This is a genomic window from Allohahella sp. A8 (assembly GCF_047946665.1).
Classification (GTDB): Bacteria; Pseudomonadota; Gammaproteobacteria; order Pseudomonadales; family Oleiphilaceae; genus Allohahella.
This window is the reverse complement of sequence record NZ_CP172312.1, coordinates 345,666-366,890: the sequence shown is the minus strand read 5'-3', so window position 1 is coordinate 366,890 and position 21,225 is coordinate 345,666. Positions and strand designations below refer to the sequence as shown.

Here is a 21,225-nt window from a genome sequence, read left to right as displayed (position 1 = left end):
GGTAGAGAGACTATGGCGCAGGCAATTGAAAAAACAGTCCCCTTCCTCTGGGAAGGCAGGGACAGGAAAGGTAACAAGACCAAGGGCGAGACTGTTGGCACCAATAGCGCCATTGTCAAAGCTCACCTCCGCAAACAAGGGATAGTTCCTACGAAAGTACGGAAAAAGCCCAAGAGCATATTCGGAGAAAAAACGCAGAAAATTTCGCCGTTCGATATTGCGATCTTCGTGCGTCAAATGGCAACAATGATGAAAGCGGGCGTCCCACTGGTGCAATCTTTCGATATTGTTGCGGATGGTCTTGAAAACCCGTCACTGCGCAAACTTGTTCTCGATGTGAAAAATGACGTCGCAGCGGGTAACAGTTTTGCGTCTTCGTTGATGAAGCACCCAAAGTATTTCGATGACCTGTTCTGCAATCTGGTCGAAAGTGGCGAGAAAGCCGGTGCGCTTGAGACGATGCTGGGCCGTGTCGCGACCTACATGGAAAAAACCGAGGCGCTGAAGAAGAAGATCAAGAAAGCAATGACCTACCCCATTGCCGTTCTGGTAGTTGCGCTAGTCGTTACGGGTATTCTCCTTGTCTACGTCGTGCCAATGTTTGAAGAAATGTTTCAGAGTTTCGGGGCTGACCTTCCCGCATTTACTCGCATGGTTGTCGATCTGTCGAGATGGGCGCAGGCAACTTGGTACTACATAATCGTGGCAATAATCGCGATCATCTTCGTGTTCAAAGAGATAATGCGGCGATCTGAGGCGGCTAGAAATCAAATGGACCGCTTGGTCCTCAAGCTGCCTGTAGTCGGCGACATTCTCTACAAGTCAGCCGTAGCCCGCTTCGGACGTGTACTCTCTACCACGTTTGCTGCCGGTGTTCCATTAGTCGACGCGCTGGACTCAGTAGCGGGCGCCTCCGGCAACGTGGTCTTCAAGAACGCGGTTTTGAAGATAAAGGAAGATGTTTCTGCAGGTACTCAATTGCAGTACAGCATGAAGGAAAGCGGTGTGTTCCCCGTCATGGCGGTCCAGCTGACATCTATCGGCGAAGAATCCGGCGCCCTAGACGCCATGCTCGAGAAAGTCGCGGATCACTACGAATCAGAAGTCGATGATGCCGTCGACAACCTGACCGCCCTGATGGAGCCTATGATAATGTCCGTACTCGGCGTACTGATCGGTGGTCTGATCACTGCCATGTACCTCCCAATATTCCAAATGGGCCAGGTGGTCTAACACGTGACAGAGTTCTTCCAATACCTACAGCAGCATCCCAATGCTGCTTTTTTTTTCATCGCTGTGTTCGGCCTACTAATCGGCAGCTTCCTGAACGTGGTGATCTACCGCCTTCCTCGCATGATGGAAGCCGGCTGGCTCCAGCAGTGCGAACAGTTCCTGGCAGATCACCAGCAGCGGAAGGCTGAGGCAGCCGCTGGCCCCACAAACCACAACACCGTCGCCCCAGACCTCACCCACGAAGCCGACGCACCCGCCGAACAGGCGGAAACCACGCCGGTGATGACCCTCTCCAAGCCAGACTCGACCTGCCCGCACTGCGGCCACAAGATCCGCGCCTGGGAGAACATTCCCGTACTCAGCTACCTCGCCCTGCGAGGCCGCTGCTCGTCGTGCAAGGCCACCATCAGCCTGCGCTACCCTGTTATCGAGCTCGTCACCGCCCTACTCGGCGTTATCTGCCTCAAGTTCATCGGTGTCAACATGGCCGGTCTGGCCGCCGTTGCCCTCAGCTGGACACTGCTCACCCTGTCGATGATCGACTTCGATACCAAGCTCCTGCCAGACAGCATCACCATGCCGCTACTCTGGGCAGGGCTTATCGCCAACAGCTTCGGGCTTTTCACGGACCTTGAGTCTGCGATATGGGGTGCCATTGGCGGCTACATGAGCCTCTGGCTGGTCTTCCACGGCTTTCGCCTGCTCACAGGCAAGGAAGGCATGGGCTATGGCGACTTCAAGCTCCTGGCGGCGCTGGGCGCCTGGCTGGGCTGGCAGGTGCTGCCGCTCATCATCCTGCTGTCTTCCTTAGTCGGCGCAATTATCGGTATTGGCCTCATCGTGATCCGCGGACGAGACAGAAATATTCCGATTCCCTTTGGTCCCTATCTTGCCATCGCAGGCTTCATCGCTTTACTCTGGGGCAATGCGATTATTTCCTCATATCTCTCGACGCTCTAACCAGCCAGCTACGGCGCTACAGGCTTATCAATGAAGCCTGTAGTGGGTCTCACTGGCGGGATAGCCAGTGGCAAGTCATCTGCGGCCGCCATCTTTGCGGCGCTCGGCGTCGACTGTATCGATGCTGATGGCGTCGCCAAAGCCGTCGTTGCCAAAGGCGAGCCTGCACTCAGGCAAATCGCTGAACAGTTCGGACCTGAGATCCTCCTGGAAAGCGGTGATCTCAATCGCCCTGCCCTGCGAAAGCTGGTGTTCTCAGACCCCGACCAACTCCGCTGGCTAGAGGCCCTCACCCATCCCCTCGTGTACCAGCGACTGAAAGACTGGCGAGCCAATATCAGCAGCCACTACGGCATTCTGGTCTCACCGCTGATGCTGGAGCGCCGTCAGCACCACACCGTAGACCGTGTGCTGCTTATCGACGTACCACCCGAAGTACAGATCCAGCGAACGATGGCGCGTGATGGTTCCACCGAGCATGAGGCACAGGCTATCATGGCGACCCAGATGGCCAGGCACGAGAAAAGAGCACTCGCCGACGATATCATTCTCAATGATGGCGATCTCACCAGCCTGCGTCACAAAGTCCAGTCACAGCACGATGCGTACATGAAGCTATGAAGAAAATTACTGTCAATTGCCCGACCTGTCAGAAGCCGGTCGACTATGTCCCTGAGAACGAGTACAGACCGTTTTGCAGTGAGCGCTGCCAGATGATCGATCTCGGCGCCTGGGCTGAAGAAAGCTACAAGATACCCGTGACGCCTACGGCCGAAGACTTGGAGCACATCATGGATGAACTCGACGAGCAGAGTGGAAGTGAAGATGGTAAGCAGCAATCCATTGGCTATCGCTGGCAGTGAGTGACTGTCGGTTCTGCGGACTCGTCAAAGGCACTGAAACCGCCAGTGTGATTCACCAGGACAAGGACTGTCTGGCGATGATGGATCTCTTTCCAATCAGCCCAGGCCATCTCCTGATCGTACCCACCAGGCACGTTGAACGCTTCGATGAACTCACCCTCGAGGAACTCGACGCGCTCTCGCGTATGACCCATAAGCTTTCTGCAGCCGTAATGCTGACTCAATTAAAGGCGAAGCAGCGACCTGACGGCTATAATATTCTCAACAACAACGGCACGGTTGCCCAGCAGCATCTTCCGCACCTGCATATACACATTATCCCCAGGTACAAGCGGGATCTACTCAAGGTAACCGGCCATCTCTTTCTTCACGCGCCAGGGCTCTTCATTGCGAAAGCACGTCGCAAGCGACTTGATGAACAGGCACAACTTCTTGGCTCGTCATTGGCTGGTCTATAGCCTTTGTTTGTTCATCACGTTCGCCGGTGTCCTCGGTAGCGGCAAGCTTCAGGCAGAAGACGCTGGCGAAGCGATGTATGAGGAACTGAAGCCGTATTTCAGGGACAGGGACCTCGAGCCAGAAATGATGGAACAGCCGCTGGACTGGCTCATCAACCAGCGAAACAACTGGTCGTCCCGTATCGGCACGATTGGCCGCAAGGTGGATGGCTTCTTCGGTGGCCGGGAAGCAGCCGACCGCAGCAATGACAGCTTCCTGAGAATCGGCCTGTTCTCCATTTTTGAAGCCGGCGAAGCGCCTGAGCTGGATCCAGACTTCAAGTTCCGGCTCGATCTGCCTTCCACCAAAGAGCGTTTCAAGCTGGTTCTTGAATCACAAACGGATGAATTCCTCGAACTCGAAAACCGCCGTAATAGACAGGCGCGGCAAAGCCGCGAGCGCGAAAGCAGTTCCGGCTTCCTTCGTTTCATTTCGGCGCCGGAGCATTGGCAGTTCAACACAGACATCGGTATCCGCTTCAGGGTGCCGCTCGATCCTTTTGTACGATTCGAAGTCGAACGCGAATGGCCACTGAAGCGGGAGTGGTTTTTCCGTTTCGAGCAGGCCTACTACTACTTCCACTCGAAGGGCTGGGGACACCGAACGCAGTTCTTCTTCGAGCGCGATCTCTCTGAGGTGGTTTTTCTGAGATTTCTTACTCAGGCACGATTCGAGCAGGACGACGACACCTGGGACTTCTCGCAGTCTGCCACGCTGTTCCACCAGCTGGATTTCAGGAGCGCCACGCGCTATCAGGTCGGCTGGGTCGGTGAAAACCAGCCGCAGCCGAGGACTACCGAATATTTTATCAGTACGACCTATCGAAAATCGGTGTACTCGGATTGGCTGTTCCTCGAGGTCACGCCTGCACTCACCTTCTCCCGGGCCGAGGTGAAAGAGTATCTGGTGCCAATTCGCACTGATACCGGTCAGGGTTCGTTGGTGACCTCGCCAGAGAACTACCGTGTCATCACCGTGTCGGAAGACACTGATTTCAAGCCGACACCCAGCTTGACCATTGGTTTCGAAATGTTGTTTTCGGAATAGCTGTGTTTGAACTTACGCCTATTGCCTGGGTCCATTCACCGCTGTCACAGAAGTTCGGTGTGCCGCGGCAGGCCGGACTCGCGGCCGTACCAGTCGACATCGTATTCGAACCGGCGTTCTCTCGACCGGAGGCCTTCGTTGGCCTGGAGGAAGCCAGCCACCTCTGGATTATAGGGCGCTTTCATCTTGCCTCGGCGGCAGATGGCAAGCCCTCATTGTCGGTACGTCCGCCACGCCTGGGCGGGAATAGAAAGATGGGTGTGTTTGCGACACGCTCTTCGTTCCGGCCGAACGGTCTTTCGCTATCCGCGGTCAAGCTGCTGGGCATCCACAGCGAGGCGGGTCGCATGCGTCTGACAGTGGAAGGACTCGATCTGGTAAATGGCAGCCCTGTATTCGATATCAAACCCTACCTGCCCTACGCCGACGCTATTCCTGAAGCCGAGTTGAGCTGGGCCGATGCTTCACCGCAGCGACTGGTCGTGAAGCTGGCGGCAGGTCTGAGCAAGGAATTCGAGAAGATCGAACAAGGACATCCAGAGTATCTGAATCAGGTGAAAGTGGTACTTGAGCTGGACCCCAGGCCGGCCTATCACGCCGAGCGGGCCACAGAAGGACATTCTGGCAGGTATTATACAATTCGGTTTGGCGACTACGACGTCAGCTGGGCCGTGGAGGCCGACGGCAGCGTATTGATACATTCAGTGCGCCAGTTAACCCAGGATCAGGAGTGAAAACCCTCCACAGGCGGAAATGAGCCTGCATAGCTGTCGATCCACTCCGAGGCGGCTTCCTCGCCAGTGAGCAGGCGGCCCTCTTTCGCATAGGTCTGCCGCTTGTACTGCTCGATGTGACAGATCTGCTCCACCATTCTAGCGGCAAAGGCATCTTCACTCTTCAGGAACGAGAGCCCTACTTCATAGAGGTCTGCCGTGAACTGTCGGCACCAGACGACCTGCGCCGAACAGCTGAATTCCGGAATCACGAAGGGAATTCTCACCTGCACGATATCATTTGGCGTATAGCTCTGGGTTGTGATGCAACTGACGCCACCCCGGCTCACATTGTTCATGGGTAAGGTGGGGGCATGATGGTGGCTCGAAAGGGCCATATTGCCCTGACTGCGCTCGAGTTCGATCGGTATGTCCGTTGGATGGCGGATAAATTGCCTCAATGCATCTTTATGTGTAGTGTTTCTGCTTTCAAGGACTGCCACGGCTGCTTCCTCGGCTGTTGTGATGCTGTTGTTTAAACTCTTGTTATTGCATGCGAAGCTCTACCAGTAAAGGTAGATCCTCGAACTGCCTGCACGCAAGTTATGGAGACTGCTTTTTTGAATGAATCTGTTGTTATTTCGCTGGCCGCGATTCTCTTCTTCGGGGTCGGCTCACAGTTTCTGGCCTGGAAGCTCAAGCTCCCGTCCATTCTTTTACTGCTGCTAAGCGGTATTGCACTCGGTCCGGTCACAGGCTTACTCGATCCTGATGCACTGTTTGGTGACGCGCTCTTTCCGGCAGTCTCTTTCGCCGTGGCCATCATCCTTTTCGAAGGCGGTCTCAGCCTCAAGATTCGCGAACTGAAAGCCACCTCAGTGGTAGTCCAGCGCCTGATCAGCGTTGGCATACTGGCCACCTGGGTGCTGAGCACTGTATTCGCGAAATATGCGCTCGACCTGCCCTGGATGCTGGCCGCCCTGTTAGGCTCCATTCTCACTGTCACTGGCCCCACCGTGGTCTTGCCGCTGTTGATGCTGGTTCGCCCCAAGGGGCATGTCAATTCAGTGCTGAAATGGGAAGGCATTCTCAATGACCCCGTGGGTGCCCTGCTCGCGGTACTGGTCTTTGAAGTAGTGATTACGGCGAATCTTGGTTCAGCGACTACCGTTTTCCTTCAGGGCTTCGGTCTTACACTGGTGGTTGGCGGCCTACTTGGCCTGGGCATGGGCATGCTGATGACGCTGGCCCTGCGGCATCACTGGGTTCCGGAGTTCCTATCGAATACCTTCACGCTGACTGCGGTGCTGGTGCTGTTTACCGTATCGAACCTGATCCAGCATGAGAGCGGGCTGTTCAGCGTGACCATCATGGGTATCTACCTTGGCAACCAGAAGCTGGTGTCGATCCGCAACCTGGTTGGTTTCAAGGAAGATCTCAGAGTCCTTCTGCTCTCTGCGCTATTCATCATATTGGCCGCCAGGCTTCAAGTCGCTGATCTGCAACAGATTCACATCGGCAGCTTCATCTTCCTCGGCCTGCTGATTCTCGTGGTCCGCCCTGTTGCTGTAGCCCTGTCGACCATAGGCAGCCCCCTTACCCTCGGCGAGCGCGTGTTTATCGCGGCCATGGCACCTAGGGGGATTGTGGCCGCGGCCGTGGCCTCACTGTTTGCTGTGCGACTCCAGGCCATGGATTACCCTGGTGCGGATGCTCTGGCACCAAACATGTTCTTCATCATCATCGGCTCGATACTGATCTACGGCCTGGCAGCCCGTCCGCTGGCCAAAAAGCTGGACCTGGGCGACGATGAGCCTCAGGGCGCTATCATCCTCGGTTCCAACACCTTCTCACGGGCCTTTGCGAAGACACTGCAGAAAGACAATTTCGGCGTACTGCTCATCGACGCTCGCTGGGCGAACATCAAGGAAGCCCGCATGGAAGGTATCCCCACCTATCTGGGCAACGTGCTTTCGGAGCACGCGACCGACAGCGTCAGCTATACCGGCATCGGACGCTTCATGGCCCTGACACCGAACCTTGAGCTCAACTCGCTGGCCTGCATACGGTTTTCAGACGTGTTCGGCATTGCCGAGGTCTATCAGCTGGGCGAACTCGAAGACAAGGAGAAGCCGCAACAAAGCGTCCCGGACGATCTTTCAGGTATTCCGCTGTTTCGCAGCAACGCCACCTACAACTACCTCATGACTCGAATGAACGGTGGCGCTATCGTCAAACGCACGCAGTTATCAAACGATTTCACGTATGAGCAGTTCAAAGCCCAGAACGAGAGCCGTGACCCTCTGCTGCTGTGCGTCATCACCGAACAGCGGGAACTCGTCCTGGCGAGCAGCAAGCGTTCGCTGCAACCCAAGCCAGGCCACATCATCATTACCCTGCTGGACGCGGAAGCCTGATGCAGCCCCCTTGCAAGATGCTGAGCCTGTTTACCCTGCTCACCCTCTGCCATACCACACATGCAGATGAGCGGCTTGTGACAGCGCTTGATATCGACAATCTGTCGCCGCAGGCGCTCGGCTTTGGTCTTGTGGAGCTGCAACCTCATGTGGTGAATGAAGTCTCGGCATCGGTTCAGCACAGCCTTTCGAATCAGTATGTGTTTGACCGCAAGGCCACCGAAGGCGTCGTATTCGACGGCGAACTGAACCTGACAAGACTCGCCATCCGCTATCCCTTGGCGACGGCCCTGCCAGGACAGGCCGAACTGTTTGGTAGTATTGGTTACTACCATCATGGCGAAGGCGTAATGGACGACTTCATCGTAAATTGGCACGATTGGTTTGGCCTGCCTGAAGGCGGCCGTTCAGACCGCAACAGCGATGCCTTCCGCTATCAGTACGCCAGGGATAATCAACTACTCATAGACAACACCAGCCCTGATTCAGGCATTGGCGATCTAAGAATTGGTGCGCGTTACGAGCTTGGTAGTGAGGCATGGCCATTGGCCGTACAGATGCAGGTTGAACTGCCGACTGGCGATGCTGACAGCTTCACTGGCAACGATGAGATTGATGTAGGACTTGGCGTGTCGAGCAGCGCTGGCACAAAGGTCGGTAGCGGGCACGCAGCCGTGTACTATGGCGGCGGACTGAATTACATCGGACTCAACCGCTTTGGAGCCGAATCGGGCAAGATTATCGATCAGCTACATTGGGTAGGTAATCTGCGGGCCGGCGTGCTCTACGGACAGCCAGGCGAATGGAAAGTCCAGGCACAACTCGACTACCACAGCAAACAGTTTCGCAGTGAGCTCGAGCCACTCTATGCCAGTGCCACACAGTTCTCAGTCTCAGGCACCGGCTATCTCAGCAGGCAGTTGGCCCTGCAGGCAGGCTTCGTAGAAGACTTGAGAACCCGTATATCACCTGACTTCGTCGTCTTCGTCAGTCTGCTATGGTCTGGCGCTGACGCTTGAGCTATTCACGACACAACACGACACGACACGAAAGAGACAGCAGGCTTATGTTGAAGAATACCGAATTTCAGGACCACCGCCACGCTTCAAAGGGGCGCTTTGCCCTGGCAGCCATTTCCTCGGTGCTAGTAGCGGGCCTGACTACTACGGCTACGGCCTCCGAGCTCGATATTGCGCTGAGTGAGGATTCCGCAGCCGTTGACCTTCGTTATCTCAATGGCGATCGCAGCCTTCGAAGCGCTGCCGGCTTCGTCTACCGCGAAGGTGGCTCCCGGGTCTTCGATCTCGAACTACTGGCCCTCGGACAGACAGCCATTGGTAATCTGCCGACTACGGTCGGAATAGGCGGCCAGGCGAATATCTTTGACGGTGATGGCCTCGAAGGTAGCGCCTTGCCGATTGGTGGCTTTCTTCAGTTCAACATTCCCCAGGTTCCGGGCCTCGGGTACACCGCAGCGGCTTTCGTCGCGCCTTCGATCACCGCTTTTGGCGATGCCAAGCGCTTCTGGCGCTTCGATACCAAGGTCACCTACCGCATCATCCGGGCGGCCGACGTTTATCTCGGCTATAGGCACTTGCACGCCAAAGCTGAGGAAGGCTCTGATGTATCACTGGAAGAAAGTTTCCATCTGGGGTTCAGACTGCAGTTTTGAGGGCTGAATCCGGTATCGCGCCGGCGCTTGTGGCACACTGCCGAAACCCGATTGCACCGCTTACAACGTAGACAGAACCATGACCCAGACCTTTGCGCCCTCCAGCATCGCCTCGACCCTCTCCGCTCTGATCCAACGATCCAGGGCGGGCCTTGTTCCAGTTATGACGATGTTCATACTGGCTGCCTGCGATGGCACGACGTCAACGGACAGAATTCGGGATCAGGGTCAGCTGCCACCGCCAAGCTGCACTGAGGATTTCGAGCAGGTACCCTGCCCTGACCAGCCAGCGAGGGCCGAAAACATCTTCGTCAGCGTGATCGACAATGAAGGCAATCTGCTGAGCGCAGACATCAAGGTGCGGCAGTTCATGGCGAGCGGCGAATCATTCGACGGTTTTGCCGTGGCCGAATCGGACTATCAGGTTGCCCTCGGTGACAATGGCCGCTACACCGTGGCCTTTGAAAAGGCCATCCCAACTCGCCTGGACCTCTGGTTCGAAGCCACATTGAGTGATGGCACGGTGCTACGCCGTGGCCTGCCCAGCTCAGATCGCAACGTCGAAATCTCGCCAAAAACTGAATATGCAATGCGCGATTTCCTCGCCGCCATCAACGGAAACAGCACACGTCTGAACGCTCTGATCCCGTGTCCTACTCGCGACGACAACTGCCAGATTCAGGACGACACTATTCTGCGCTACTGGCGAGCGCTATTCGCTACGACCGAGGAGTTTGACCTGGGCTTGTCGGCCAGCCTCGGCCTTGAAGCTTCGCTCGCTGCACTGGGTCAGCAGCCGGTGTTCAGCAATACAGTCGATCAGCTGGTCACGACCATCATCGCTGACAAGGTACCTAACCCAAGCTCAGCTGAAGATACCAACCAAAAGTTACTCGACCGGGCGGGTACCTATCATTCGGCCAGCTTTACCATGAGTCTGGGCCAGGGAATGCCGGGAACCGCAAGCCCCTCTGCAGTGTTCGCCAACACGCTCGATACGATCGTCGCTGTAAGCAGCACAACAGCCGAAGCTCAACTGGCTTATCCACAGCTGACCTATACACCGGCCATCGTGAGCCGGATTACTGAGACCATACCATTTAGTCGCCTGAGCAATACCCGTCGAGCCGACGGCCAATACACGCTACCGGTTGACCCGGAATCACAGAGTGAAATCAACTTCCTGGCGCGCGGTATTCCAACCGTACTGCGACGTGACGCGAACTTCGAGCTCACACAACTCGAAGTGCAGGATGTGGTCGGCGAGCAGTCCGCCGCACCGACCGGCTACGTGTCGGAGCCGTACTCAGCCCTGCTGTATTCACTTCGAGGTAATACGAGTGGGGGTGACGAGCGTGGCGAAAGCTTCAGCGACTCACTAGCTTCGGCCTTCTTCCAGAACGCCGAGTTTGTTGAGCTTGTGGATCAGAGCGGCTCGGGACTGCAGCGGGCACAGACGCTCGAGAATGTGCATGCCGTGACATGGAATTTCCACTCCAAGCGCACCACCTTCGGCAATGAAAATGTCGAGCGAAGGGACTTCAGTCTTGAGCGGGTCGCCGAGGCGCGTTTCGGTTTTGTCTCGATCAGTGAGCTGTTTGGGGTCGACCCAGCCGTAAGCCTGTTTAGTTCAATCGAGCTATGGCGTTTCAATGCTGCAGGCAACAGCGTATCGGTTTCGCGACCTGATGCCAGTGCAGCGGACAATCTTGGCGGACATCCGATCTTCTACACCCTGCGATCAGCGCTGCTCTCTGGCGACACACCTGTGCCGCCCGCCATCATTGGCGAGTCGCCCGCCACCCTCGATGCTGCGTTGCTTTTTAACAGGCAGCTGGTGACAGGCCTGGACAATGTGCAACGACAGGAAGATATTCCTCGTGGCCGCCTGCGTGTCGGCAATCTACGTGGTTTCAGTGACGCCGCCGGAAACATACTGACCTTCTCGATGGATGATCAGGCGACCGCAGAGTTCGGCGGCGATATCGGCACAGGCCCATTTCCGGTGCGTGGCCGTGGCATCGGGCACGCGGTGAGATTAACTACAGAGCAGCCTGAGCTAGCCAATAAGCGCTACCGGCTTGCCGGTCACACATTGGGATTCCTGCCAGCCGTCAATCGCTTGAGCTCGTTTGACGACAGTATCCTGAGCTTTAGCGCAGACCTCACACCGACGCTGACACTCGTAGAGCGATTCGCCGAGCAGGTTGCAGGCACGGTGGAAGTACGGCCCTTCTCGGGTCGCACACTCGGCACAGTGACTGCGACAGCCTCTCCTCTGGCCGCAGGACCGGTGGGCAACGCTGTCGCCATGACATTTCCTGATCCTACTGGTGGTGCAGAGCCGGTTAAACTGGAAGGCTTTGTGAGCGCTGACGAGACGCTGCTCATCCTGCGTATGCGCTATGGCGATCGAATAGGTCTTGTTTATGGCTTTCTTGAACGTGTACTTCCGGTCAACTGATGTCAATAATCGCTTCAATGCGGCGCTGGTGATTGACTATTGCTGAACCTGTGCCAGCAATGGCGCTGATCATGCGCTACAGGACCTGGCTCCTCAGCCTGCTTGTACTGTTCGCAGGCGCCACGCTCTACCTGGTGGAACACAGACGCTTCGAACAAGGCGCGGCCATCGATGTGTATGAGCGGCAGCTGGCAAGGCTGGAGGCTCTGGCGCGGCAGCAGCCACTCCCAGACTTCCGCTCCATTGAAGACACTCAGGCTCGCAAGCAGTTATTCTTCGACTTCCTCGCGCCCTTGGTCCAGACGGCGAACAATGTTCTCGCTTTCCAGGCGCGCAAGCTGTCGCTGATACAAACCAAACTGCCTGCAGTCACCGGCGACACCGGCCAAACCGTCGAACTTGCTGCCGACGCCCTCAGCTTCATTGATATGCTCACTCAACGCTACCTGCGTGGTGCGGCCGAGCCGCTGGCTAACCCCGTTGCTTTACCGTTATTGCATGAACGGCTAGAGGACATTGAGCAGCGGCTGCTCCCGGTGCCGGCTTCCCTGCCGCTCGCACAGGCCGCTATAGAGTCTGCTTGGGGCACATCCAGATTTGCCCGGGTGGGTAACAACCTTTTTGGGCAGTGGTGCTTTCAACAGGGCTGCGGGCTTGTTCCGCGAGCGCGACCTGCAGATGCCGCCCATGAGGTAGCCAACTTCGAATCGGTGTACGACTCAGTGGTAGCCTATCTCTTGAATCTGAATGGACATCCGGCGTACGCCGATCTTCGTGCAATACGGCTCTCTACCATCGAGGCTGGCAAGCAGCCAGATGGTGCTATGCTTGCGGGCGGACTGGTATCATACTCGCAACGTGGTCAGGTCTACGTCGACGACATCAGAACACTGATCGTCAATAACAAGCTCTCTCGATACGTTCATACCCAGGAGCGTGGCGCCAGTCAGATCAGAGCACTGACCCGACAGCTGACGGCGAGACTGAAGAAGGCCAACGGAGTTCAGAGTCAATGAAGCAAAAACTGAAGTTCTGGAAGAAAAGCGACAGTGTTCCAGCCGAAGGTACAAGATCCGACGCCAGTCCACTGCTCAGTGATGCAGAGAATGAGGCCTACGCCAAACGCTTCGATCCTTCGCGACTCTGGCGAAAGATCATCAGTTCCGGCCGCAAGGCGGGGTTTCAGACCATCGAACTCGCGCTTACACTCTATTACACGGCTCGGGCACCTGAGACACCCATCTGGTGCAAGACTGCGATCTACGGCGCCCTTGGCTATTTCATCTCACTCGTAGATGCGATACCCGACTTGACGCCTGTCTTGGGTTACACCGATGACGTGGGCGTCATGTTGTCGGCTGTTGCGATGCTGGCGACACATGTGACTCCCGAAATTCGCGCGAAAGCCAGGCAACAGGCCATCAAGTTGCTACCTCAGGATATCACGCCGTCTCCGACCACAGAGCCTGAGAATGCGAGAGTTCCAGGGCTCGATAAATCCAGACAATCCTAGTCAAATTCACGAGGACATCCCAGGCATGCCACGTCTTATCGGCCATATCAAAGGCGCGATCATTTTTTCGACCATTGCTGTCAACACGACGCTCTGCGTAATCCCGATGTCCGTCATGGGCGTCATCAAACTGGTCTCTCCCCCAGGCAAGTTCCGCATCGCGCTGACCAAGTCAGCCATGGCGATCGCGCGCTATTGGGTGCGGGTAAACAAGCTGCTGTTGAACTCTTTTCACAACATCAAGTGGGATGTTCGAAATCACGCTTCGCTGAATCCCACGTCATATTATCTCGTTACCAGCAATCACCAGTCCTGGAGTGACATCATGGTCTTGCAGACCGTGCTGGCCGGGAAAGCGCCCTTCCTGAAATTCTTCCTGAAGAAGGAACTTATCTGGGTGCCTGTGATCGGAATCGCCTGGTGGGCCCTGGATTTCCCTTTCATGAAGCGTTATACCCGCGAGCAAATAGCCAAAAATCCTGAGCTTGCCGGCAAGGATCTCGAGACTACCCGCAAGGCCTGCGAGCATTTCGCCGACACGCCAACAGCGATTTTCAACTTTCTCGAGGGCACTAGAAATACGCCTGAGAAGCACGCTCGTCAGCAATCGCCATACCGGCACTTGCTCAAGCCAAAGGCTGGCGGGATCGCATTTGTAATTGGCGCGATGGCTGATCAATTGGACACGCTGCTAGATATCTCGCTGCACTATCCTGGCGATCACATCAGTTTCTGGGATTTACTCACCGGTCGGCTCGACCATGTGGTGGTCGATATACAGGAGATCAAGATACCGCAGGCGTTCAAGGACAAGGACTATCAGAATGATGCCGCATTCAAGGCAGAGTTTCAGGCCTGGGTAGCGCACATCTGGGAAGAAAAGGACGACAGACTGGAAGCGATGAAAAAGGGCTGAATAACCCACCAGCCCGGGAAGGGAAAAAAAAGGAGCCTCGCGGCTCCTTTTTAGTGTCACTAGACTCAGGTTCGCAGATTCTATCTGCGGCCAGAGCGTCTCAGTGCGGAAGGGGTGAACTCATTCGAACTCTGCTTGTTACTCCACTGATAGGCGTTCGAAATCTCGTTGTTCAGACCCAGCACCAGATAACGGCCAGAGATGAGATCGTATATGACCTCAGCTGCGTACCAGGGCACCATTACGTCATAGTAGTAATTCATGTGGCCTTCTGACGATCGCCACAAATCGCCACGGCCATCATACTGGTCGACCAGCGCGATTTGCCAGGTATCCTCATCGACATACATCACGCGCTTGGCATAGATATGTCTGGCGCCTGGCTTCACATTACCTTCTATGACATGAACCCTGTGCAGCTCATAGCGGGCCAGGTCCTGATTGATGTGGCCTGCCTTGATGATGTCGCTATAGCTCTTGCTCTTGTCCATCAGCCCGTAGGAGTTGTATGGAATATACATCTCCTTCTTGCCCATGTACTTCCATTCATATCGATCCGGCGCGCCGCTGAACATGTCGAAGTTGTCAGTGGTTCGCAGACCATCGGATGCTGTACCCGGTCCATCGTAGGCCACCTGAGGGGCACGACGCACACGACGCTGACCTTCGTTATAGATCCATGCACGACGGGGTTCAGAAACCTGATCGAGCGTTTCGTGAACGAGTAGCACGTTACCAGCGAGACGCGATGGGGACGTGATTTCCTGCTTGAAGTAGAACAGGATGTTCGGGTCGAACGTCTTGGGGTCGTAGTCAGTGAGCTCAGTCATATACGACAGGTCTTCAACGAACTCGACTGGTGTAAAGCTGCCGTTGGACAGAGGCGTCATCTGGGTGATACGTCGTGACATTGACCCGGCGCGCCAGCGGGTGATGTGGTTGAAAATCACCTGTATCGCCTTGTCGGAATCACTGCCATGCAGGATGGGGAAAGGCGCGGAGGTGTCGTAGTTCGTCACACCGTTGCGGCTCTCTGTCAGTGACACCTGAGTAGCGTTCTTGACGGCAGCCTTGTATACGCGCTCCTCGAACACCGCATTTCTGTGGGTCGGGTAGACGTTAATAATGTAGCTACCCGGGTACTTCTTGAGCATCGCCAACTGGCCAGCTGAGAGCTGAGCCTTGTGCTGATCGGCATTCTGATTGGTGATGGTCAAGGTGGGCTTTTCATCAGCGAAAGGGTTGATGTAGTTGTCACCTTTGAATCCGGCTGGAGCCGGGGTCTTCTCCCCGGTCCACGCAGGAATTGCCCCACCGTTACCTGCTTTTTCGGCACCGATGCGTGTAAGTGTATCGCCAAGTTTCGCAGCTTCCGCTTCAGACACTGCCGCACTGGCGTTGAAAGCCGCCAGTGAGAAACAGAGCATGCCTGCGGTCAGGCCGGTTTTTGTTAACTCTCTAAGTCTCATTCAATTTTCCTCGATCAGCGGAACAATCCGGTCCCGCTCGTCTATTATGCTTGTTATGTTGATTCCCGGACTAGTGACTGCCGCACGTATCAGAATGAAACTGATACAGAGGCATCGATGGAATCACGGTCACCTACGCCGCTGTAGGGTTCCCCACCGAAGCGGGCAGTGTAACCTACCTGCGCTGTATACTTGTTCAGATACACCGCTCTCAAATCCAGACTGGTAGTAACCTGACCTTCACGGAAGAGGATCGGACCGTAACCATAGACATCATGTGCCCATGAAAATATCGGCGACAGGTTCACGCCGGCGAAGGCGTCGTTGTAGTCCAGAGATGCACGCATGCGGTAACCCGCTGAAAGCGAAGTCGTAAAGCCTTCGTTTTCACAGAACTTCGGATTATTGTTGGTGCCGCCTTCACATGGCACGACGACGCCTGCATTCTGCTGAGGACCAACACCAAAGGTACTGTCTCTACCAAAACGCGACTCGTCATCATCCGGGAAGCCATGCAGATAGGTGGCACCCAGCTCTGTCGCGAAGCTGAGTCGACTTGCACCGAGCACCTGGTCGAAGAACTTGATGAAGGTAACCTGGGCCTGAGTCATGCCGAACTCTTCGTAACCCTGTATTTTTCCACCAGGTGAATACTCATCACCGAAAGCACTCAAAGGCGCACCAGTAATGGGGTCACGCCCGTTGAGGCTGGCCAGGGTAAGCTCGAAGCCGTTTTTCTGAACTGGCATATCAGGTCTGTGGCTGATTTCACCACCGATAGACCAGCCACCTTCTGTACTCGTGCTGAAACTGATACCAAACAGATCGATCGCTTCAGGGAAAGTGACCTGATAGGCGCCAAATGGCTGTCCCGCCGCTGGATTATTGCCTACGAAGTTCACGTAAGGCAGCGTGCTGTTGGTGCGATAGTAAAAGAAACCGAGTTCGGTATCGCCAAGTGCCGCCGCGTACCAGCGAACGGCCGCGCCGAACATACCGTCATTATCCGGCTCATCATCACCGAGCCGCTTGTTGTAAAGCCCCTGCTGCAGGACGAGTGTTTCTGGCACTTCGCCGGCGATCAGGATCGGACCGCAACCATCAGCGACGGTGTCGTTGGTCGAGTAGAAGGTTCCGCAAGGATCGACCTGGGTCTTTTCCCACTCGAACTGGTAGAACGCTTCAACTGTCACATCGGCTGTGACGCCAATGGATGTGTATAGCATGTTGACCGGGAGCAGAACGTCCTTGACCTCGGCACCAGGTGAACGAGCAGCAGAGAAGTCGAGCGGGTTGATCGAGTTGATACCACCCAGGATAAAGGTACTTTCACCCCAGCTCAGTACCTGGCGACCCACGCGAACGTTGATGGGGACTTCGCCTGCGTAAAAATCGCCCCACACATAGGCGTCGAGGAAACGCACGTCCGAACCAGCCTGATCGAGTGTGTCGTCGTTCAGCGGACGAATCTGACCGAGTGGGTCAGCAGCCCTGCTTTCGTCCATGAGCTCGCGATCGTAGAAGTAGCGTAAGCGAGTAAACCCACCGAAGTTCTCATAGCTCATGAGCAGGTCGGTAGTACCCTTGACCACCTTAGAGAAGGTCTTGCCGCGATCGTAGTTCCAATCGCCATCGTCGGTATTGTTGGTCGATGAGCCAGTAGTACTGCCCTTGCCGTAATTAGGCAGACTGCCCTGGGCGAGATAGTCCTTATCGCGCTTTTCCACACGCCAGCTGGCACCTGCTGTCAGCGTTGTGTCGAGAGAGCCTTCGATATCACCGAGATAGAACTGGAACGCCTGAGCCGGCATTGAGAGGGAAGAAGCTGCAGCAATAGCAGCCGATAGCGCAGTCCATCCGAACCGACGCTGGGAATGTTTTATCATCGAACGCTACTCCATTATACTTTTTTTTGCTGGATCGTAATTCCAATATAGACCGTAACGCAGTTTTTCTCCAAGCCAAGAAAAAAAATTTCTCAGCTCAAAAATACAAGGACTTGGCGCCGCATTGTATGGTATGAGGCTGAGACTCCCTACACTACTGCACGTTGGCCGTCGTCGCGTGTACAATAAGCTTTGAATCCGGCCTGCAGACTTGCTGTCTGAAAGCGAGCTTCTGCTCAGGCCTGCAAACTGCGTCACAGCAGCGACGCTTCAGATAACAGCATTTTCAAGACAAATCCGAGCTGGAGACACATTGAATGAGTGAAGTATTGATAGTGGCAGGTTGCCGTACCGCCATGGGCGGTTTCCAGGGCGTTCTGTCCGGCTGTTCTGCGACGAAACTGGGTGCCGACGCCATACGCGAAACCGTGCGGCGTGCACAGGTCGATCCGGCCTCAGTAGACGAAGTCATTATGGGCTGCGTTCTCCCTGCCGGCCTCAAGCAGGGCCCCGCGCGTCAGGCGATGCTGCAGGCTGGCCTGCCGAATTCCACTGGTGCGACCACCATCAACAAGCTCTGCGGCTCAGGCATGAAAGCCGTGATGCAGGGCCACGACGCCATCGTGGCCGGGTCCAGCTCGCTCGTCATTGCCGGCGGGATGGAAAGCATGAGCAATGCGCCGTATCTTCTGGAAAAAGCAAGATCGGGCATGCGAATGGGTCATGGCAAGGTCATGGACCATATGTTTCTGGACGGACTGGAAGACGCCGAAACCGGCCGGCTGATGGGTTCTTTTGCGCAGGAAGTCGCTGACCAGTATGGGCTCAGCCGTGAAGCAATGGACAACTACGCCATCGAGTCGCTGAAGCGTGCCAATGCGGCAATGAAATCGGGCGACCTCGACGCGGAGATCGTGCCTGTCATGGTGCAGACACGCACTGGCGAAGAAACCGTAACGTCGGATGAGCAACCACTCACTGCGCGTCCAGAGAAAATACCAGGCCTCCGCCCTGCCTTCAGCAAGGATGGCACCATAACTGCGGCAAATGCGAGTTCGATTTCAGACGGTGCGTCCTCCCTGCTGCTGGCAAGCCAGGATGCAGTGACGAAGCATGGCTTGAAACCAATGGCCAGAATCGTAGCGCATACCACACATTCGCAGGCGCCCGGCGAATTCACCATTGCACCTATCGGGGCCATGAAAAAGCTGTTCGAGAAGACCGGCTGGAGCGCCGAGGACGTCGATCTTTATGAGATCAACGAAGCCTTCGCCATGGTCACCATGTTGGCCATTCAGGAGCTCGGCCTTGATTCGTCAAAGGTCAATATCAGCGGTGGTGCATGCGCCCAGGGGCATCCAGTGGGTTCAACTGGCTCGCGCCTCCTGGTTACACTGATGCACGGCCTGAAGCGCCTTGGCAAGAAGCGTGGCATTGCCAGCCTGTGCATCGGTGGCGGTGAAGCCACTGCGGTTGCGATAGAGCTGCTCTAGGCCCTATCCTCGCGTCCTGGACAGGGGGTGACGGGCCAGAGCGCCTGTCACGCCTTGTGCTCAGCGGAGAGATAGTCTTTCGATTGCATCTCCAACAGCCGGCTTTCGGTTCGATCGAACTCGAAGCGCAGCCGCTGCCCCTGATAGAGCTCATAAATTGGCGCGGCTGCTGACAGTATCAGCTTCACCCGCCGGTCATAGAACTCGTCCACCAGATTGATAAAGCGGCGTGCCTGATCTTCAATCGCGATATTGAATACAGGTACGTTGCTGATGAGAATGGCGTGAAACTCTCGCGCCAGCTCAATGTAATCGTTCTGACTCCGCGGACCATCACAGAGTTCCTTGAACTCGAACCACACCACATCATCGCAACGCATCCGCGCCTGCAGATGCCGCCCGTTCACGCTCAACGAAACACCATGGGTTCCGCAGTCCATTGCCAGCGCCTTGTAGCTGGCTGCCAAGGAAGTTTCCGCCTCGGCATCCAGCGGCGAATGGTAAAGCTCGGCCTGCTCGAGTGTTCGAAGTCTGTAATCCACACCGCCGTCGACATTGACAACCAGGGTGTGCTGGTTCACGAGTGCGATCGCTGGCAGGAATCGCGCCCGCTGCAGACCATCCTTGTATAGACCATCAGGTACGATATTGGATGTACACACGAGTGTGACGCCGCGACTGAACAGGGCCTTGAGCAGGGTCGCCAGGATCATCGCATCGCCGATATCGCTGACGAAGAACTCGTCGAAGCAGATCACCCTGGCGTCTCGGGCGAAGTTGTCGGCGACGATCTCAAGCGGGTTTTCAGTGCTCTTCAGCTCTGCCAGATCCTTGTGTACCCGCTGCATGAAACGGTGAAAGTGGACCCTAAGCTTTCGATCGAAAGGCAGGCTTTCATAGAATGTATCCATGAGATAGGTTTTACCGCGCCCCACACCACCCCAGAAGTAGAGACCACGCTCCGGCTCAATCTGCTCAGGCTTATGGCCGAAACGCTTTTTCAGGCGACCCAGAAGCGATGTCTTCTCCGACTTTTCGGCCCGATCGCGCGCCTCTGCCGCAACGAGGCGTTCATACAGATTCTGCAGGTGAATAATGGCATTTTCCTGAGACGCATCATGGCTGAAGCCTCCCGACTCCAGATCCTGGCGGTATTTCTGCAGTGGTGCTAATGTACGGCTGGACATTGCTTTGGAGTACCCGTTTGCTGGTGTGATGTGCGGTTTTCAACGCCGCGGCCAAAGTGTCGGTCGACAAGCGTGAGCGGCCTATAATACCCTACTTTGAATCCATCTTTGAGCATTTAAAGGACCCTCTATGACGCCTTTCTGGATAGCGGTCAGCGTTGCCCTCAGCTTCGCCATTGGCCTGCTTGTCGGCATCGTACTGCACAAGACCGCGAGCCCCGGCAGCACCAAGCGTCGACGGCTCGAAGGCCAGATGGATCAGATGCGTGACGAATACGTGCGCTATCAAGCTGATGTCACTCAGCATTTTAGCGAATCGGCCAAGCTGATCAGGCGCCTGAACAAGGATTACCAAAGTGTGATCACCCACCTGGCACAAGGCGCAGACAAGCTTGCTGGCGAGGCGGACTTCAATAGCAGCGAACTGCTGGGGCAATTTCGAAATGACAGCTCAGGTACGAGTTCCGAGTTTGATTATACCGATAATGCCAACCTTCGTGAGCGTCTGAGGCTACCGCCTGACCTTGCGATAGAGGGCTATGAAGGTCTTGGACTTGAAGCGGCTCATAGTCGGGTTGGCGCTTCAGCTTCAGCTTCAGCTTCACCAGATCGCTCCGCGAGCAGGAAAAAGTCGCCAGCTCCTGCCACTGGCAGCAATCCGAAGGCTGAGCCTCTCCAGGTCCCTGGAGGCACCAAGAGTTCGATACAGGGCGCTAAAGTTTCCCGACAACACGTCCAAACCGTCGATTACGACGAGCTGCACGTTGATGGCTATGTCGAAGCACCACGGGACTATGCACCCAGACGCGGTCCGGACGAAAACGGCACGCTAACCGAAGGCTACAACCTCAGCCGCGAAGAGAGCGAGCGCGACCTGCGGCACTGATCATAGTT

At 55.8% G+C, this 21,225-nt stretch carries 20 protein-coding genes; 16 read left to right on the top strand and 4 right to left on the bottom strand.

Translation table 11 applies throughout. The features are described from left to right. Positions 1-12 precede the first annotated feature (12 nt). The 7 genes from ACH3PB_RS01715 to tsaA are packed head-to-tail and all read left to right on the top strand — an operon-like array spanning position 13 to position 5,335. The gene (locus ACH3PB_RS01715) at positions 13-1,233 is read left to right on the top strand and encodes a type II secretion system F family protein (RefSeq protein ID WP_416397750.1); all 1,221 of its coding nucleotides are present in this window, start codon (positions 13-15) and stop codon (positions 1,231-1,233) included. 3 nt (positions 1,234-1,236) lie between these two features. After that, positions 1,237-2,193: a prepilin peptidase gene (locus tag ACH3PB_RS01710; protein WP_416397749.1), complete on the top strand. Its 957-nt coding sequence runs from the start codon at positions 1,237-1,239 to the stop codon at positions 2,191-2,193. Positions 2,194-2,223: 30 nt separating this feature from the next. After that, entirely contained in the window at positions 2,224-2,814 is a 591-nt protein-coding gene (gene coaE / locus ACH3PB_RS01705) for a dephospho-CoA kinase (RefSeq protein WP_416397748.1), read from the top strand. Beyond that, the gene (yacG, locus tag ACH3PB_RS01700) at positions 2,811-3,056 is read left to right on the top strand and encodes a DNA gyrase inhibitor YacG (protein WP_416397747.1); all 246 of its coding nucleotides are present in this window, start codon (positions 2,811-2,813) and stop codon (positions 3,054-3,056) included. The genes coaE and yacG overlap by 4 nt, the downstream gene beginning before the upstream one ends. Then, positions 3,053-3,514 carry an HIT family protein gene (locus tag ACH3PB_RS01695; RefSeq protein ID WP_416397746.1) on the top strand — a complete coding sequence of 154 codons (462 nt, stop codon included), beginning with the start codon at positions 3,053-3,055 and terminating at the stop codon, positions 3,512-3,514. Before yacG ends, ACH3PB_RS01695 begins: the two co-directional genes overlap by 4 nt. Beyond that, positions 3,489-4,601, top strand: a complete 1,113-nt coding sequence (locus tag ACH3PB_RS01690) for a hypothetical protein (protein ID WP_416397745.1) — start codon at positions 3,489-3,491, stop codon at positions 4,599-4,601. Before ACH3PB_RS01695 ends, ACH3PB_RS01690 begins: the two co-directional genes overlap by 26 nt. A 2-nt stretch (positions 4,602-4,603) precedes the next feature. Beyond that, positions 4,604-5,335, top strand: coding sequence for a tRNA (N6-threonylcarbamoyladenosine(37)-N6)-methyltransferase TrmO (gene tsaA, locus ACH3PB_RS01685; RefSeq protein WP_416397744.1), 732 nt, complete (start codon positions 4,604-4,606; stop codon positions 5,333-5,335). Here tsaA and ACH3PB_RS01680 read toward each other — a convergent pair. Further along, positions 5,326-5,817: a PilZ domain-containing protein gene (locus tag ACH3PB_RS01680; protein WP_416397743.1), complete on the bottom strand. Its 492-nt coding sequence runs from the start codon at positions 5,815-5,817 to the stop codon at positions 5,326-5,328. The two genes, tsaA and ACH3PB_RS01680, sit on opposite strands and share 10 nt — an antisense overlap. Positions 5,818-5,934: 117 nt before the next feature. Here ACH3PB_RS01680 and ACH3PB_RS01675 point away from each other — a divergent pair, with 117 nt between their 5' ends. From ACH3PB_RS01675 to ACH3PB_RS01645, 7 genes are all read left to right on the top strand, one after another. After that, positions 5,935-7,731: a cation:proton antiporter gene (locus ACH3PB_RS01675; protein ID WP_416397742.1), complete on the top strand. Its 1,797-nt coding sequence runs from the start codon at positions 5,935-5,937 to the stop codon at positions 7,729-7,731. Next, on the top strand, positions 7,731-8,750 hold the full coding sequence (locus ACH3PB_RS01670) for a DUF3187 family protein (RefSeq protein WP_416397741.1): 1,020 nt from the start codon (positions 7,731-7,733) through the stop codon (positions 8,748-8,750). Before ACH3PB_RS01675 ends, ACH3PB_RS01670 begins: the two co-directional genes overlap by 1 nt. Before the next feature lie 47 nt (positions 8,751-8,797). Next, entirely contained in the window at positions 8,798-9,403 is a 606-nt protein-coding gene (locus tag ACH3PB_RS01665; RefSeq protein WP_416397740.1) for a YfaZ family outer membrane protein, read from the top strand. Positions 9,404-9,482: 79 nt separating this feature from the next. After that, complete coding sequence (locus ACH3PB_RS01660) at positions 9,483-11,867, top strand: hypothetical protein (RefSeq protein ID WP_416397739.1); 2,385 nt, start codon at positions 9,483-9,485, stop codon at positions 11,865-11,867. Positions 11,868-11,899: 32 nt separating this feature from the next. Further along, complete coding sequence (locus ACH3PB_RS01655; RefSeq protein ID WP_416397738.1) at positions 11,900-12,883, top strand: glucosaminidase domain-containing protein; 984 nt, start codon at positions 11,900-11,902, stop codon at positions 12,881-12,883. Then, positions 12,880-13,380, top strand: a complete 501-nt coding sequence (locus tag ACH3PB_RS01650; RefSeq protein ID WP_416397737.1) for a YkvA family protein — start codon at positions 12,880-12,882, stop codon at positions 13,378-13,380. The genes ACH3PB_RS01655 and ACH3PB_RS01650 overlap by 4 nt, the downstream gene beginning before the upstream one ends. Before the next feature lie 25 nt (positions 13,381-13,405). Further along, on the top strand, positions 13,406-14,296 hold the full coding sequence (locus ACH3PB_RS01645) for an acyltransferase (protein ID WP_416397736.1): 891 nt from the start codon (positions 13,406-13,408) through the stop codon (positions 14,294-14,296). An 80-nt stretch (positions 14,297-14,376) separates the two neighbouring features. Here the strand turns inward: ACH3PB_RS01645 and ACH3PB_RS01640 are convergent, their stop codons facing one another. Next, entirely contained in the window at positions 14,377-15,765 is a 1,389-nt protein-coding gene (locus tag ACH3PB_RS01640; RefSeq protein ID WP_416397735.1) for a DUF1329 domain-containing protein, read from the bottom strand. Positions 15,766-15,854: 89 nt separating this feature from the next. After that, complete coding sequence (locus ACH3PB_RS01635) at positions 15,855-17,651, bottom strand: DUF1302 domain-containing protein (protein WP_416397734.1); 1,797 nt, start codon at positions 17,649-17,651, stop codon at positions 15,855-15,857. A 317-nt stretch (positions 17,652-17,968) separates the two neighbouring features. On the opposite strand from ACH3PB_RS01635, the gene ACH3PB_RS01630 reads away from it, so the two are divergent. Further along, entirely contained in the window at positions 17,969-19,144 is a 1,176-nt protein-coding gene (locus ACH3PB_RS01630) for a thiolase family protein (RefSeq protein WP_416397733.1), read from the top strand. A gap of 47 nt (positions 19,145-19,191) precedes the next feature. Here the strand turns inward: ACH3PB_RS01630 and zapE are convergent, their stop codons facing one another. After that, positions 19,192-20,331: a cell division protein ZapE gene (gene zapE, locus ACH3PB_RS01625; RefSeq protein WP_416397732.1), complete on the bottom strand. Its 1,140-nt coding sequence runs from the start codon at positions 20,329-20,331 to the stop codon at positions 19,192-19,194. Positions 20,332-20,461: 130 nt separating this feature from the next. Between zapE and ACH3PB_RS01620 the strand changes: the two genes are divergently transcribed. Beyond that, positions 20,462-21,217, top strand: a complete 756-nt coding sequence (locus ACH3PB_RS01620) for a YhcB family protein (protein WP_416397731.1) — start codon at positions 20,462-20,464, stop codon at positions 21,215-21,217. Positions 21,218-21,225 lie beyond the last annotated feature (8 nt).